The sequence below is a fragment of the Nostoc sp. genome, assembly GCF_036917155.1.
Classification (GTDB): Bacteria; Cyanobacteriota; Cyanobacteriia; order Cyanobacteriales; family Nostocaceae; genus Nostoc.
In genome coordinates this window covers 1-15401 of record NZ_JBALDZ010000048.1, presented here as the reverse complement: position 1 = coordinate 15401, position 15401 = coordinate 1, and the positions used below count along the sequence as shown (strand labels likewise).

The following is a 15401-nucleotide window of genomic DNA, read 5'->3' as shown; positions in this document are numbered from 1 at the left end:
GCGATGGCGAGGCAACTTTACTATCACTAATTTTTTACCGATGGTAGGTGTAATATCAGCTTACCTGCTTTGTATACCAATTAGATAGCTAGGGGCTAGAGATGTTTTCGTAGCTTTTTGTCGCCAGTTTAAAAATTCTTGAAAAAGCTCAGGATCTAGAATTGCGGCCACCAATTCCTCTTCAGTATAGATTAGCTGAGGTTCTTGACTAGTCGCATTAATTATTGAGGGCAGCTGTTTTTGGGCTTCATCAAGTGTCCATTTCATTCTAAAAATCTCCAAGATTTGGAAACATTTCATATAGAGACTTTTCTCAATTTAGCTTATTTTTCCAAATTATTAAGCATTAAATTTCTGCTGGTAAAGGTTGCCAAACTTCCCCATATTGCTCTTTCAAAGCCAGCCAAGCTTCCACCTGTCCGGGTTCATATTCCCCCGGTTTACCCCATTGTAAAAATAGGCTCAAAGCAGATTCTTGTTTCTCATCTGAAAAGCGAATTGCATAAGTAGTAAAGTTACCCCTTTTTGCCTCACCAGTTTCAAATTTCACTTGAATAATTTTATCCATATTCAAGTGAAACTCAAAGCCTTCGGTGTGCATATTTGCATATTTACCTTTGGGCAATTCTGCATAAAATAGCTTTTCAATTTTGCCCCGTGCTTCTAATACAGCAGCGCTGCTAGTAACAATTAAACGCAAAGTTCCCAAAGTCTCGCAAGCTGCTAAAAATTCTTTCAAAGTAGTACTCATAAATTGTTATCCTTTCTGAGTTTTTTACTAATGACTAATGACCAATGACTACTTTTCATATTGTTCATAAGCAGCCACAATACGCTGAACTAGAGGATGGCGTACAACATCTTTTTGAGAAAATTCGCAAAAGGCAATGCCTTCAACGTGTTTTAAAATTTGTAAAGCCACCCCTAAACCTGATTGTTGGTGAAGTGGTAAATCAGTTTGTGTCATGTCGCCTGTAATCACCATCCGTGAACGGAAACCCAGACGAGTCAAAACCATTTTCATCTGAGCGGGTGTAGTATTTTGGGCTTCATCGACAATTACAAAGGCGTTATTAAGGGTACGTCCGCGCATATAGGCGAGTGGTGCAACTTCAATCACACCGCGTTCCATTAAACTGGGTATTTTTTCTGGGTCGATGAATTCATAAATAGCATCGTAAAGTGGGCGAAGATAGGGATTAACTTTCTGCTGTAAGTCTCCAGGCAAAAAACCGAGTTTTTCACCAGCTTCGACGGCAGGGCGAGTTAAAATTAGCTTTTCAACTTGGTTAGCAAGGAGTGCTTGGACGGCGACAACAACAGCGAGATAAGTCTTGCCAGTACCAGCAGGGCCAACGCCGAAGGTGAGATCGCGTTTACGGAGTGCGTCGATATATTGACGCTGGCGGAAGGTTTTGGCACGGACTTCTTCACCCCGGCGACTTTTGGCGAGGACATCTCGCTGTAAATCTTGCAGTTCTCCTTGGCGATCGCTATCTATAGCTTGACGGGCTGTTAAAATATCGGCACTGGAAATAGTATTACCTTTAATCCAGAGGTCTTCAAGCGATCGCACTAATCGAGAAGCCAGATCAATTTGCCCTTCGGTACCAGAAATCACTAATTCCTGTCCACGTAGCACTAAAGTGGCTCCTGTTTGCCGAGATAGGATTTTGAGATTTTCTTCTCCATCTCCCCCAAGAGCGATCGCACTGGGAATATTCGGCAGCTGAATTGTTAAGACACCTGCCATAGGATTTTTTAATTGGTGAGGATCTGTTTTTGACAAAGGTTAATATTTTCTCGCTAACGGCGAAATTATGCTTTGATTACTTAACATTTTGTTTGAAAAATTTTTGCGACAAATTAATCGCTTGTACGACCCTACAATCTAGCAGTATGCCACTGGTGAATCAATTTTGGATTTTGGATTTTAGATTGACCCCCTAGATGAATTCTCTTTCTTCGATCAAGAATTTCGGATTTTGAATTAATCCAAAATCCAAAATTTAAAATCTAAAATTCAGTCAAGAGTTCAAAAAAAGATCCAAAAATCTTTTTGCTACTTTCCATCTTTAATAAAAATTCTGAGCGGAGTTAACAAAAACCGCTCAGATTTACTATCTAGTTTCAACCTAGCGGAGGCGCGGTTTAACAATGGGTTTAGGCCCATCATTTGCACGCGGTTCTCTCTTAGTCGGCGGTGGCGATCGCTCTTCTGTGTCTTCATCAAAAGACATACCCTCGCGGCCCGGAGTGGTGCTGCCATAGATATCCAGGTATGTTGATTGCCCAGCTGCGGCTGCGGCTGCGGCAATTACTGTACGAATCGCCTGAATATTGCGTCCCCCTCGACCAAACACTTTCCCTTTATCTGTGCTTTCAAAGGCGATGCGAACCCAAACCCGTTTGAGGACCTGAGAAATTTCACAATCGACGCTTAACGTCTCTGGAGATTCCAAAAACGGCTGCACTAAAAAGCGAACCAGATCAACATAGTTGGGGCTAGCTGTTGGGAGTTTTGTTCCGAAATTATGATGCGGCTGTTGCACGGAGCTGTTCAAAAACATTAGCTTTTACTAGAATGCGACGTACCGTGTCAGTGGGTTGAGCGCCTTGTTGTAGTCGCTTGACGATACCGGGAACGTCTAGTCGCACTTCATCAGTTCTGGGGTTATAAAAACCCAATTCTTCTAAGGGACGGCCATCGCGGCGAGCAAGGTTATTAATGGCGACAATGCGGTAACTTGCTTCCCGCTTTTTACCGAATCGCTTCAAGCGCAGTTTGATCATGGTTGAGGAATCATTCTCCTATTGTTAGATATTAGTTAGCAACTAATTGGTGAGGAAGTAAACTAAATCTGGCTGTTGCCGAGAAATAGAGGGTCAGTTTCCTCTGCTGATAAATTCTGAGGTCGAAATGCTAATTTTAGCACTGCCTAGCATTTGCTGCTATTAGTCATTGGTCATTAGTCATTAGCAAATTACCAATGCCCCATGTCTCTCAAGAGTGCTGAGTAATGAGTGCTGTTAGCGGATAGCTAACGGAAAAGAGGAACTGTTTTGCCCCATACCCAATGCCCCATGCCCCATGCCCAATCCCCCATGCCCAGTAACTAAAGATTGCCGAAGCCTTTTTTCTTTTTATCTTTGGGTTTTTTCTTTTTCGTGGCTGAGGCACCATCATAACCTCGCCATCCGGGGGCAGGGGGACGATTACCAGCACCCGCGAAGGCGTTACCCATGCCGCCACCGCCGAACATTCCCGGCATTCCAGGGAAGCTGCCTTGACCCATTTGCTGCATGAGCGATCGCATTTTTTGGAAATCACCCACCAGTTTAGTCACATCTGACTCTCTATAGCCGGAACCAGAAGCAATCCGCCGCCGCCGACTGGGAGAACTGGCTAATAAATCGGGGTCATGGCGTTCTTGGCGAGTCATGGAGTTAATCATCGCCTCACAGCGTTTCAGCTGGGTTTCTCCCTGCTTGAGTTGATCGTCTGAAAGCTTGTTCATCCCTGGGATCATCTTGATCAAACCTCCCAGAGAACCCATGTTCTTTAGCATCCGTAACTGTTTGAGAAAGTCAGTAAAGTCAAACTTTGCTGACAAAATTTTCTCCTGCATTTTCTCAGCATCGGCTAAGTCAAACTCTTCTTGGGCTTTTTCCACCAGGGTCAGCACATCGCCCATCCCCAAAATCCGCGATGCCATGCGATCGGGATAAAATGGTTGCAGTGCCTCGACTTTCTCACCCACGCCCACAAATTTAATCGGCGCTCCCGAAATCTTCCGCACAGAAAGCGCTGCACCACCACGACTATCACCATCTAATTTGGTGAGAATCGCCCCTGTAATGCCGATCTGCTCATGGAAGGTGCGGGTAAGATTAGCGGCTTCTTGACCAGTCATCGCGTCCACCACCAACAGAGTTTCATGGGGTTGGACGGTTGCTTTGATGCGGGCTAATTCCGCCATCATATCTTCGTCAATTTGCAGACGACCAGCAGTATCAATAATTACTGTATTGACACCTTCTGCCCTGGCGCGTTCTACACCCTGTCGGGCAATTTCTACAGGATCGGCATCGCTTCCTAGTTCAAATACTGGTACGTCAATTTGCTTACCCAAGGTTAGCAATTGATCGATCGCGGCTGGGCGATATACGTCTGTCGCCACCAACAAGCAGCTACGATCTAATTTTCTCAGATGTAAGGCTAATTTAGCGGTAGCTGTGGTTTTACCAGTACCTTGCAACCCAGCCATTAGAACGATGGTAGGCTGTTCCTGGGCTTCTACGATGGGAACATTTTCTTCTCCCATCACCTGTACAAGTTCATCGTGAACAATTTTGATAAACTGTTGGTCAGGTCGCACGCCAGTAATCACCTCGGCGCCCTGTGCCTTGGCTTCGACTTCGCTAATAAAATCTTTGACTACCTGGAGGTTAACATCTGCTTCCAACAAGGCGCGGCGCACTTCGCGCAATGCATCTTGAATGTTGGATTGAGAAATTTTGTCCTGTCCCCGCAGTTTTTTCCAGGCGGATTCTAAACGGTCAGATAATGCATCAAACATAATGTAATTACAGGTAGTTCGCCAATGGAGAATTCTAAACCGCCGATGAATGCGATTCTAAATTTCCGCTAAAGTTTTAACGTGCTATCTACCAGCTTAGTATTTTTCACCCCAACTGTAGCAACTAGATACGGATTGGGGACTTTGATGCTTGAATAGTTGCTATTGCTGCGATCGCCATTTTCTGCCATTGATGAGATTTACCAACCTCGACTCTAGACAGTTAGATATGTACAAGTTTGCCCCAGCTTGGGAGAAAGAGTAAATAGTCTTTGGTGCTGCGCGACCTGGATACACTGACAAGAACGTTCAGGATTGGGTAGAATTCATGAAGCGCCAAGATATCAAGCGTATTTGCTGTCTTCTTGCTGAACAACAGCTAGCTTCTTACTCCGATCTTCTGGGCATATACAAACAGGAATTTGGTAATCAGCTAGAGCGCCAGTCCAGTAGAAGTACTTGACCTAAAATACAAGATATGTATATTGTTAAAATCGTGAATTTTAGTGTTCCGTTTTTATGCTGTCGCTAAAAAACAGACCCAAATGTTTCACCTTAAATGGGCGTTTTGTCTTAATCCACATATTTGAGTTTTTGTCAATATATATTAGTGGACTGGCGCTCTAGAAAGTTAAAAAGTAAAAAGTAAAAAGATAATCCCCATAAATAAATTTAGGGGAAATAATCACGGACGTATTATTTCTCTCTACGAGACGCAATCATGCGAACGCGCTGCGCCATGACGCTCGTTCGCTCTTAGCGTCTCCCCGAATCACATTGGGAGAGGCTAACGCCAAGGGAGAAGACAAAGGCTTAGCTGCGCTATCGTTATAAATGTTTTTATTTCATTCCATAAATAAATTTAGTTGCTTGTTACCATTTTATTTTTTCTTTATGAGTGCCTTTTTACTTTTTACTTTTGCCTTGTTCGGTCAACAAGAATTATTCAGTATTGTTATATTATTGCTCTAAAAAATTTGTAACCTTGAAATTCGATGTTCCCTCCCAACAGTGGTTCAAAAAAGCGCTGACCTGAGCATCTGCTGAATCAACCGATTCTCTAGAAGCGTTAAATTGCACTGCTGTCACAATGTACTCAAAGATAATTACAAACTGCTTTTGGGGTGAAATTCTTTCGACTACAATTGTTTCACCTATTTTAGGGATTTGAGGCACACTTACCACAAATGTCTCAATTTTCGGTTTATCCAATGGATTTTTGAAATTGAAGTATTTACAGTAAACAATAATTTTCACTTAGACAACCACCAATAACAATTCAAAATTCAAAATTCAAAATTCAAAAGTATACGTAGGGTGTCGTTGCACTGTGCTAACATACTCTACGTTTATTCCAAAAATCTGAATTGGAAAATTGTGAATATTTATTATAGTAGATTTTCAAAAATATCTCTTAGCTTATTTACCCTGCCATAGTTGCCGCAACGACTGAAAAATCCTTACAAATCTCTCTTCTAGCCAGAGCATAACATAATCAAGCCATTCCAGAAGTTGCTCTAAGGGGTGTTTCTCATAGCCAGTTAAAGTTGCTTTGGTTTCTATCCAGTCTGGCTGTGCCTCAACTTGACTACTTTGGTGAAACTGCTGTTTCAACATTTCCCCTTTACGACTCTCGCTTTTAGTTTGAGAAATACTGGTTCGGGTTTGTTTTGCAGAGGCGATTTTTCCAGATGTTTTTTGCCTTGAGGCAAGATTGCTAGTTGGTTGTTTCCTTTGTACCAAGCCAGATCCGAATTTAGGTTGTTTTACAGTCAAATTCTTTTGTGGAAAATGCCCTACTGATAAACTTGGTACTAAAGCAGGATTTGTCCTTTGAGAAAGGGTAACTGACTTATCAGCGACGGTTTCGGTGTCACCAAATAAATCATTCCATGTTAGCCAAGGATCATCTGTTAAATCCTGATTATCCAACTGAGGGCTTTTGGATAAGGCTTTTCTAAGGCGTGATGAGAATAGTTTACCGGGCAATCTCTCCTCACTGGTTGTTGACTCAAGTGTTTTGCTATTACCAACACCAAAAAAGTAATTAAGCGCCGCCTCAATCAAAGCCTGAAGATTTTGTGTATGAGTTTCCAAACCATCAGCATTGGGTGCAATTTCTCCCCTACCAGCTAATTGCTCTTTGCCATAAAGAAATATGTTTAACTGAGTTTGGGCAAGTTGGGCAATTTCCTGACTACGTTCTTGTACAGGTACTAAAGCATTTGATTCCAACTTAGCAAAGGCTATATCTAGAAATGCTAATAATCTATCTGTATTAAGTAAATCTTTTGGTATACCCTCAACTAAAACTGGAATTTTGGCTGGATTTCCGTCAGTTAGTTTTGCTAATAACTGGTCAATCTGTGGTAGTAGCTGCTGCGTTTCTTTTTTAGCTATAATCAACCGCCAGGACTGCCAATACTTAGCAACTTCATTAATAATTCGGTCTTCTAATTTTGCTTGCTGTTGGGGTGTCAAAATATCGAGAATTTCATTATCGGCAGTAACTAGTACTAAATTCCGATTCATTAAATTTGTGGCAATTCCCCGCACTATTGGAAGATGCCGTTGCAGGGAATTTTCCAAGTGCAAAGGGTTGATACTTCCGGCTTGATTCTCTGTAATATTTGATAATTGACTAAGATGAGCGTTATTTGTAGAGTTATTATCAAGGAATTTCGAGCGAAAAATTCTCAAGAAAGCCAAGGGTTTGAAAGCTTCAGATGTTTTCGCCGGAGTAGAGGCGGCTTCATCAGATGACAGATAATAGACTGCTTCTAGTACATTTTGAATGGGACTATCAGCATTTGGCGGTGTTTCGGGCTGGAAATCGGTGTCATAAGGTTGTAACTTTAGTCTAGTTTGTGGTTCTTTGGTGTGTAGCGTTTTCCCAGATGATTCCGATGACTGAAACAGTAGATACACTGGGTAAAGTAATACCTCCATACCCCACTTAGTAGCAACTTGCAAATGTCGGTAGGTGTGTTCCCACTGTTGTGTCACTCGCCGAGATTGCTGGTGGACAAAGTTAAATAGTCTGCTTTGATAACGACCAGAGGAACCAGAAGACATAAGTAGTAATTTTTTAGTTCAAGTCTTGTTAAGTTGTGAGACTCGCGCCAAACAATAAAAACAACCAACACCTCATTTTAGCGAATATATGACCCCGACTGTCTCTCAATCCCAGACCAAATTTATCTCAGAAGTAATTGAGCAACTGCGCTCTTTTTGTCAAGTTAATCTTCAGTCTACTTGGCTGTACCGGGAATCTGACCTGATTATTACTGATGTTGTAGCTGCTGATTTGTCTCATTGGCAACCTGTCCAGTTGAATGCTAAAGAACATATTGCTTGGACGGGCAGGAAAAAAGTGCTATGGCTAGTGCAAAGATTGGTGGTTCCTCAAGATTTACAGGGTTATCCCTTGGCTGGGTTATCTTTGCGGCTGGCGCTGGTTTGGTGGGCGGATTCTGCTGAGATTTATGTGAATGGGGAGTTAGTGCTGGAGGGTGATTTATTTGATTGTTCGCCGAGAGTGCTTCTCAGCCAGGAAGTGAGGCCAGGGGAAGAGTTGATTGTGGCTTTGCGGTTAGTGAGTCCGGGACATTGTGACGGTGCTTTAGTGCGATCGCTCCTAGTTTATGAATCTATTATTGATAATAATCCCGATCCCGGTTTTGTCGCTGATGAGTTAGCTGTGGTACAGCTTTATTTGGAAAGGTTTGCGCCGGAGAAGTTGGATGTTTTGGCGGCGATGGTGAGGGAGGTTACGAACCGCGTTCGCGTAGCGTCTCGCAGAGAAGGCGCAAAGGACGCAAAGGAAGAGTTAGTAAGATCGTTTTTGTCTCTACGTCAAAATTTAATTCAATCTGATATCTTAGCCCCCCTTAAAAAGGGGGGTTGGGGGGATCAAAAATCTCAAATTTTCCTGTTGGGTCATGCTCATTTAGATTTAGCATGGTTATGGCCTGTAAGTGAAACTTGGAATGCGGCGCAAAACACTTTTGAGTCGGTTCTAAAGTTACAAGCAGATTTTCCTGAGTTAATTTTCTGTCATTCGACTCCCGCACTTTATGCTTGGATTGAGGAAAATCGCCCAGATTTGTTTCAAGCAATTCAAGCACAGGTGGCCGCAGGACGTTGGGAAGTTGTCGGCGGAATGTGGGTGGAACCGGAACTCAACCTCATTGCTGGTGAATCAATAGTCCGTCAGCTATTGTATGGTCAACGCTATATTCAGGAAAAATTTGGCAAGCTTTCAAGTGTGGTGTGGGTTCCAGATACTTTTGGTTTTTGTGCAACTTTACCGCAGTTTTTCGCTAATGCCGGAATTGAGTATTTTGTCACCCAGAAGTTGCGATGGAATGATACTACTAAATTTGATTATGGAGCATTTTGGTGGCGATCGCCTGACGGTAGCGAAGTCTTTAGTTTGATGTCTGCACCCATCGGTGAAAGCATTGATCCGGTTAAAATGGCATCCTACGCTCTTGAATGGCAAACCCAAACTGGTTTACCAGAATCTCTCTGGCTTCCCGGTGTCGGCGACCACGGCGGCGGCCCCACCCGTGATATGTTAGAAACCGCCCAACGCTGGCAAAAGTCTCCTTTCTTCCCAGACTTAGAATTTACAACAGCTGAAAAGTATTTACAGCAAATCAGTAAAGGAGGCAGGAGGCAGGAGAGGCAAGAGGCAGGAGGCAGTAGTGATGATTCTTCCTCATCCCCCTCATCCCCCTCATTCCCTACTTGGAATGACGAACTATACTTAGAATTCCATCGCGGTTGCTACACTACCCACGCAGATCAAAAACGTTGGAATCGTCGTTGTGAAAATTTATTGTATGAAGCTGAACTATTTGCTACCTTGGCAACGGTAAACTGTGGTGTGACATATCCCAAGGCAGAAATTGAAGCAGCTTGGAAGTTGGTGTTATTTCAACAGTTTCACGATATCTTACCTGGTTCTTCAATTACCCAAGTTTACACGGATGCGTTACCCCAATGGCAGCAAGTGGAACAATTGGGAACGAAGATATTACAGGAATCACTTTTAGCGATCGCATCTCACATTACCCTATCAGAACCACCAAAACCCGATAGTTTGCCTATTTTCGTTTTCAATTCTCTCAATTGGCAACGTTCTGAGGTAATCTCTGTAGCCTTACCCACACCAGAAGAATGGCAGATTTACGATACTTCTGGAAAGCAACTTATCTCCCAATTATCTGAACCATCAACCCTACTATTTCTCGCCCCCGAAATTCCACCCGTAGGCTACCGCATATTTTGGCTTTCCCCCTCATCCCCCACCCTGCGGGAAGCTAAAGCTACATCCCCCTCATCCCCCTCACTCCTCCCAGACTGGATTTTAGAAAATGAATTCTTGCGAGTTGTTATAGATCCTGATACTGGAGATTTATCAAGTGTTTTTGACAAAACTTATCAAAGAGAAGTTTTGAGTGGGGCGGGGAATCAACTGCAAGCTTTTAAAGACAGTGGTCAATATTGGGATGCTTGGAATATTGACCCTAATTATGCCCAACATCCCTTACCCGCGACCAATCTTCAATCTATTCAGTGGCTAGAACAAGGCCCAGTGCAAAATCGTGTGCGCGTAGTGCGTCAGTTGGGTGAGTCAGAATTTTGCCAAGACTATATTCTGCAAGCTGGTTCACCTCTGCTGAACATCGCTACTACAGTCAATTGGCAAGAAAATCATGTATTAGTGAAAGCTGCTTTTCCTCTGAATCTTGAAGCAGACTTTGCTACTTATGAAATTCCCTGTGGCGCGATTCGCCGCCCAACTAAACCCTTTGGGTTCGCAGTCGCCTACGGAGGGAAACCCTCCCGCAGCGCTGACTCACCACAAACCCCCGCAGAACAAGCAAAATGGGAAGTCCCCGCTTTGCGTTGGGCTGATTTGACAGTAGAAGATACACAGACAAATACCGCAATCCCAAATCGTTATGGTGTCAGTTTGTTGAATGATTGTAAATACGGTTACGACAGCAAACCAAATCAACTCCGCTTAACACTGCTACGCAGTCCTAATTGGCCAGACTCAGAGGCTGACAGAGGTTTTCACGAATTCACATATACCTTGTATCCTCATGCTGGTAGCTGGGAAGCAGCCCATACAGTACGGCGTGGCTATGAATTGAATATACCGTTGCAAGTAATCTTGAATCCACTCGACACTCATAACTTGCTAAACACCCCGCTACCGCTAACAGAACTCAGAACTATTGAAGGGGCGAGTTTGTTAGATTTATCAGCTGAAAATCTAATTTTGATGGCCTTGAAGCCATCTGAAGATAATCCACAGCAATTAATTCTGCGGTTTTATGAATGTCACGGAGAAACAGCCGAGTTATCTTTGCAAAGTGATTTAGGGTTGAATCTAGGAGATAGAGTAGATTTATTAGAGCGTTCCTCTAGCACTGAATTCTCATCTAGGCAACAAAACTTGACGATAGAGCCTTGGAAAATTGCCAGTTTCAAGGTGATACCAGCAATTAATCCCAAGCTAGAGTAAGCCACGATAGCCGTGTCAGTGGTCTGTGGTTTGTGGAAAACCACTGACTAATGACTAATGACTAATGACTCTTTTAATCTTCGTGGTCATCAAACGGATCGTTCAATTGCTTGCTAGGAGGGCCAAAAGAGGTATAAATCGACAGTACAGTGATGACAACCACCACGGCAGCCATAGAAATGCTAAGAACTATTGCGGGTTCCATAATTGAGAGATTGATTATGAGTGCTATTCTTATAGAATATTACAGAAGATTAAAAAAAGCTTTGGCAAGTAATCTTAGGTGAACTATGGCACAAAGGACTAGGTTGGGAGATATCCTGAAACCACTGAACTCTGAGTATGGGAAAGTGGCTCCAGGTTGGGGTACTACCCCGGTGATGGCTGTTTTTATTTTGCTATTTTTCGTGTTTTTGCTGATTATTCTGCAACTTTACAATCAATCATTCTTGATTCAAGATGTACTTGTAGATTGGCGGAGTTTAGGACGCTAAAAGATATACAGCGATCAAGTTTGGATAACAAGTTAAGTTACACCCGGTTCTTCCGGGTTTTTTTGTCAGCTGCGATTCAGAATTCATATCATGTCCGTATAATTATAGCCCAAAACACTTGTAGAGACGGCGATTTATCGCGTCTTTTGCCTTAACCCAAGCGTATTGAATTATAGCCGTAGTCACACAGGTTAGGACAGTGTTGATTGCTCAAAGTCTTTAAAAAACTGGGTTTTTACTCAGCACTGGCTCAACGCCCCGCTATCCATGTACAGCACTCAGCACTTGGTTAAGGCAAGAGACGCGATAAATCGCCGTCTCTACAAGTGAAATTGTCTGTTAAGGTGGTTAATTCAATCAAACTCAGGTGGCCACAGTTCTGCGATCGCTAATTCCCAACCTGGTAGTAATTCTGGTATCGTCAGTTTGTCGTTATTTTTTAAAACTACTGGTTCAAGGTTAGGGCGATAAACTGTTACTAAAACTTTGTCAGGGTCAATGAGAATACCCACTGTAGATCCAAGTTCTAGGAATAGCTTAATCTTTTCTTGGAGCGGTTTGATGCGATCGCTTTTAGATTTGACCTCAACCATCAAGTCGGGTACTAACTGCACAAAGTCACGCTGAGTCTTCTTGAGTCGTTCTGCTCGAACAAAGGAAACATCTGGAGCGCGTAGGTTTCTTTTTTCTGGGTCGCCTCCAGTTTCATCGTTTTCAATGCTGGGCAAGATAAAACCAGCACTAGAACCAGTCACACGTCCCAATTTGCGAGGCATGACCCATATATTCAAAAACGTTAGCAGACGAGAACCAATTTCGTCTGACTCATAATCGGATGGCCCCATAACGACGATGTTTCCCTCTACAAGCTCCATCCGCAAATCAGGATTTTGTGACTGTAATTGTTCTAAGTCTTTAATTGTCAGAGACATAAAGCATCACTCGCTTGTGGGGCCTTAGCGTAGCTCGCCGCAGGCATCGCCTTCTATGATAGGCGATTATTGAGTAGACTACATAATAATATGCGAGTTTCTGTAGTAGTTCTATAGTTTACAGGAGACAAAAAATGAATATATTTGGTATCGGTCTACCGGAAATGGCTGTAATTATGGTAGTGGCGCTGTTAATCTTTGGCCCCAAGAAGCTGCCAGAAATTGGTCGGAGTGTGGGCAAAACAATTCGTAGTTTCCAAGAAGCTTCCAAGGAGTTTCAAAACGAGTTTCAAAAAGAAGCAGAACAGTTAGAAGAAGCTGTAAAGACCACTGCTGAATTGGAACCTAAGCAAATCTACCCTGCCAAATCTGAGCAGGATACCGCGAGTTCTTCTCAATCTAGCTAGGAGAACATACGAATTTTGGACTTTAGATTGTTTTGCGGTTCATAGCAATATCCTTGGTGGATAGAACAAATCCAAAAGACGCTCGTAAGCGTTGCGTTAACGGTGCAGAAGCGTCTGACTCGCTAATGCTGCACTATCGTCAATCTAAAATCACTAAGTACAGCATTTCATTAATTCGTAGCGAAGAAATTTGGCAAACCTTTGTGTCCCTCTGCGTTTAAAAACGCTACGATTTTACGCAAAGCTGTACTAAGCCTTGTACCCTTGCAGTCTGTTTCAATCCAAAATCTAAAATCTAAAATCTAAAATTGATTGACTGTAGGCAAAATGACAGAAGCTGTTACGCAACCAGCTTTGGTAATTCCCCAGCTAATTGTCGGGTTGGGGAATCCAGAAGCTAAGTATGACCAAACACGCCATAATATCGGCTTTGCTGCTTTAGAAACTCTCTCCCGTTCTTGGCGTATTTCCCTAGCTGAAAACCGCAAGTTTCAGGGTGAGTATGGCGAGGGTATGGCCCCAGATGGAGGTAAGATTCGCTTGCTGAAGCCGTTAACTTATATGAATCGCTCAGGACAAGCAATACAAGCGGTGACAAGTTGGTATAAATTGCCGCCTGAATCAGTGCTGATAATTTATGACGATATGGATTTACCCTTGGGAAAAACTCGGCTGCGTTTATCTGGTTCGGCTGGGGGACATAACGGCATGAAAAGTGCGATTGCACATCTGAGTACCCAAAACTTTCCCCGTTTGCGAATCGGTATTGGTAAACCCAAAGATGCAGCTAATAACGATGATTCCGGTGCTATCTCCCATGTGCTGGGGCGATTTTCTGCTGCCGAAAATCAGCAAATGTCTCTTGTACTTCAGTTCGTGGTTGAATGTCTTGAACTAAGCCTCAAGCAGGGAGTAGAAAAGGCAATGAATGTTTGTAATAGCCGCACCATTAATAATTCTGAGTCTTAGGGTTGGGTGAATACTTCCCTATAACCTTGGCAAAGGCACTTATTTTGGTTGATGGGCAGTGATTTTAGCTTGTTCCATCCAACCAATATAAAGCCTGTAATGCTCTCTGTGTATAGAGAAAGTAACTCATCTACGCCCTAATTGGCGGTGCGGCATACTTTGCTTAATTTTTGTAAGAATAATGGCGATGGCGCTGTTGCTTGTTTTCAGTCATAACCTCAAGCAATGCCGGTATCACACCAATAGGTTTATTTCAAGCGTCTTGTGCGTCTAGCTGTCACCGCCTTACGTTTACGTTTTTCTATCGGTGTTTCAAAGTGCCGATGATATTTCACATCAGCTAATATCCCAGCTTTGGAAACCTGACGTTTAAACCGACGCAAAGCTGAGTCTATTCCTTCGTTCTCTCCTAGAACCACCTGGGTCATTCTTGCCTTTTCCTCATCATCAATAGCTCCCATTGTAATATTACCCTCAACCTGAGTAAAACCCCCCTTAGCTAAAGTCATGATTAAGAGGCTATTCGTCCGTTTGAGACGGGTTATGTGTGCTTCCGCATCGATAAATCAGCACTTAACTAAAAGTTAATCTAAGTGACCTAATGCACTCTCAGAGGTAATAGAGAAGATGAGAAAATTATAATACTAAATTTTTCTGGCTGTATTAAAAGCTGGGAAATAATGTCGTCTAAGCCACTAAAATAGATGAGAAAATATGATAATATTTGTAGATTTTAAAAGTTAATTCTGCCCTCATTAAATAATTTATATCCGACTGTTAATGAGGCAAAAGCAACAAATAAATTCCATAAGCTAGTTGATCTAAAAATTACTCCACCACTGAAGAAAACTAGTACTATGCCAATCCCTAACAAAATCCATCCAAAATTACTAGCTTCTCTCCGAAAAAAGACCAATGTAAACGCACCTGCCATAATCGCTAATACGGCGACAGTAGCGGGTAATCTGTTAGAAAAAGGTATATAGTAACCACTCACAAATATAATGTTTTGACCAAAAAAGTATAATCCTGTGAAAACTAGGATTAAACCTATAAGTCTGATTAACAGTCTGCCCATAATATTTTTACATTTTTAATGGCTGAAACCAATTTTAACGTGATTGTAGTGGAGTTTTGAAAATTCTACGAAATTTTACGTAAAATTCATTTACCCTAAGTGAATATACTGCATATAAGTCCACCCTGTCTGAAGATATCAGTACAAATTTTTATAATCTTACTATTATCTGGGTAAAAATGTAGTTTCAGCTACTAAAATAGATAAGAAAATATGATTATATTTACAAAGCCCCTTCGGGGCGGGAACAGGGAACTCTTAACAGGGAACAGAAAAAAAATTAGCCCCGAATACAGGGTTTAAAGTCCCTAAATTTATTTATGAAAAGAGATAAAAATATTTGAAACGAGATGGCGTCAGCCACGATGTTTCAATGTGTCCTTGTACAAATCCCCTGATT

The 15401-nt window shown here is 42.4% G+C and carries 17 protein-coding genes; 5 read left to right on the top strand and 12 right to left on the bottom strand.

Annotated elements, in window-relative coordinates; genetic code table 11:
* Window positions 1-60: 60 nt before the first annotated feature.
* From V7K67_RS07475 to V7K67_RS07440, 8 genes are all read right to left on the bottom strand, one after another.
* Window positions 61-267, bottom strand: a complete 207-nt coding sequence (locus V7K67_RS07475; RefSeq protein WP_335165857.1) for a prevent-host-death protein — start codon at window positions 265-267, stop codon at window positions 61-63.
* A gap of 79 nt (window positions 268-346) precedes the next feature.
* The gene (locus tag V7K67_RS07470) at window positions 347-751 is read right to left on the bottom strand and encodes a ChuX/HutX family heme-like substrate-binding protein (protein ID WP_335165855.1); all 405 of its coding nucleotides are present in this window, start codon (window positions 749-751) and stop codon (window positions 347-349) included.
* A 48-nt stretch (window positions 752-799) separates the two neighbouring features.
* On the bottom strand, window positions 800-1753 hold the full coding sequence (locus tag V7K67_RS07465; protein WP_334730641.1) for a PhoH family protein: 954 nt from the start codon (window positions 1751-1753) through the stop codon (window positions 800-802).
* 382 nt (window positions 1754-2135) lie between these two features.
* Complete coding sequence (locus V7K67_RS07460) at window positions 2136-2570, bottom strand: KH domain-containing protein (protein WP_334730642.1); 435 nt, start codon at window positions 2568-2570, stop codon at window positions 2136-2138.
* Window positions 2533-2793 carry a 30S ribosomal protein S16 gene (rpsP, locus tag V7K67_RS07455; RefSeq protein WP_334730643.1) on the bottom strand — a complete coding sequence of 87 codons (261 nt, stop codon included), beginning with the start codon at window positions 2791-2793 and terminating at the stop codon, window positions 2533-2535. Before rpsP ends, V7K67_RS07460 begins: the two co-directional genes overlap by 38 nt.
* Window positions 2794-3116: 323 nt before the next feature.
* Window positions 3117-4580, bottom strand: coding sequence for a signal recognition particle protein (ffh, locus tag V7K67_RS07450; RefSeq protein ID WP_334730644.1), 1464 nt, complete (start codon window positions 4578-4580; stop codon window positions 3117-3119).
* Window positions 4581-5540: 960 nt separating this feature from the next.
* Window positions 5541-5837, bottom strand: coding sequence for a hypothetical protein (locus V7K67_RS07445; protein ID WP_334730645.1), 297 nt, complete (start codon window positions 5835-5837; stop codon window positions 5541-5543).
* A 162-nt stretch (window positions 5838-5999) separates the two neighbouring features.
* Window positions 6000-7655 carry a hypothetical protein gene (locus tag V7K67_RS07440; RefSeq protein ID WP_334730646.1) on the bottom strand — a complete coding sequence of 552 codons (1656 nt, stop codon included), beginning with the start codon at window positions 7653-7655 and terminating at the stop codon, window positions 6000-6002.
* 88 nt (window positions 7656-7743) lie between these two features.
* Between V7K67_RS07440 and V7K67_RS07435 the strand changes: the two genes are divergently transcribed.
* The gene (locus V7K67_RS07435; RefSeq protein WP_335165851.1) at window positions 7744-11121 is read left to right on the top strand and encodes an alpha-mannosidase; all 3378 of its coding nucleotides are present in this window, start codon (window positions 7744-7746) and stop codon (window positions 11119-11121) included.
* 73 nt (window positions 11122-11194) lie between these two features.
* Here V7K67_RS07435 and psbN read toward each other — a convergent pair whose 3' ends face one another.
* Window positions 11195-11326, bottom strand: a complete 132-nt coding sequence (gene psbN / locus V7K67_RS07430) for a photosystem II reaction center protein PsbN (protein WP_179068265.1) — start codon at window positions 11324-11326, stop codon at window positions 11195-11197.
* A gap of 85 nt (window positions 11327-11411) precedes the next feature.
* On the opposite strand from psbN, the gene psbH reads away from it, so the two are divergent.
* Window positions 11412-11615 (top strand): photosystem II reaction center phosphoprotein PsbH, encoded by a 204-nt coding sequence (gene psbH / locus V7K67_RS07425; RefSeq protein ID WP_179068264.1) that lies wholly within the window; start codon window positions 11412-11414, stop codon window positions 11613-11615.
* A 353-nt stretch (window positions 11616-11968) separates the two neighbouring features.
* Here the strand turns inward: psbH and V7K67_RS07420 are convergent, their stop codons facing one another.
* Window positions 11969-12547, bottom strand: a complete 579-nt coding sequence (locus tag V7K67_RS07420) for a Uma2 family endonuclease (RefSeq protein ID WP_334730648.1) — start codon at window positions 12545-12547, stop codon at window positions 11969-11971.
* Window positions 12548-12681: 134 nt separating this feature from the next.
* Here V7K67_RS07420 and V7K67_RS07415 point away from each other — a divergent pair, with 134 nt between their 5' ends.
* The 3 genes from V7K67_RS07415 to pth all read left to right on the top strand — a co-directional run bounded on the left by V7K67_RS07415 (window position 12682) and on the right by pth (window position 13923).
* Window positions 12682-12954 (top strand): TatA/E family twin arginine-targeting protein translocase, encoded by a 273-nt coding sequence (locus V7K67_RS07415; RefSeq protein WP_179068263.1) that lies wholly within the window; start codon window positions 12682-12684, stop codon window positions 12952-12954.
* Between the two features lie 56 nt (window positions 12955-13010).
* The gene (locus V7K67_RS07410) at window positions 13011-13175 is read left to right on the top strand and encodes a hypothetical protein (RefSeq protein ID WP_334730649.1); all 165 of its coding nucleotides are present in this window, start codon (window positions 13011-13013) and stop codon (window positions 13173-13175) included.
* Window positions 13176-13281: 106 nt separating this feature from the next.
* Window positions 13282-13923 (top strand): aminoacyl-tRNA hydrolase, encoded by a 642-nt coding sequence (gene pth, locus V7K67_RS07405; protein WP_334730650.1) that lies wholly within the window; start codon window positions 13282-13284, stop codon window positions 13921-13923.
* A 248-nt stretch (window positions 13924-14171) separates the two neighbouring features.
* On the opposite strand, the gene rpsU is transcribed toward pth, so the two are convergent.
* Window positions 14172-14351, bottom strand: a complete 180-nt coding sequence (gene rpsU, locus V7K67_RS07400) for a 30S ribosomal protein S21 (protein WP_334730685.1) — start codon at window positions 14349-14351, stop codon at window positions 14172-14174.
* A gap of 305 nt (window positions 14352-14656) precedes the next feature.
* Window positions 14657-14920 (bottom strand): hypothetical protein, encoded by a 264-nt coding sequence (locus V7K67_RS07395; RefSeq protein WP_442943783.1) that lies wholly within the window; start codon window positions 14918-14920, stop codon window positions 14657-14659.
* Window positions 14921-15401 lie beyond the last annotated feature (481 nt).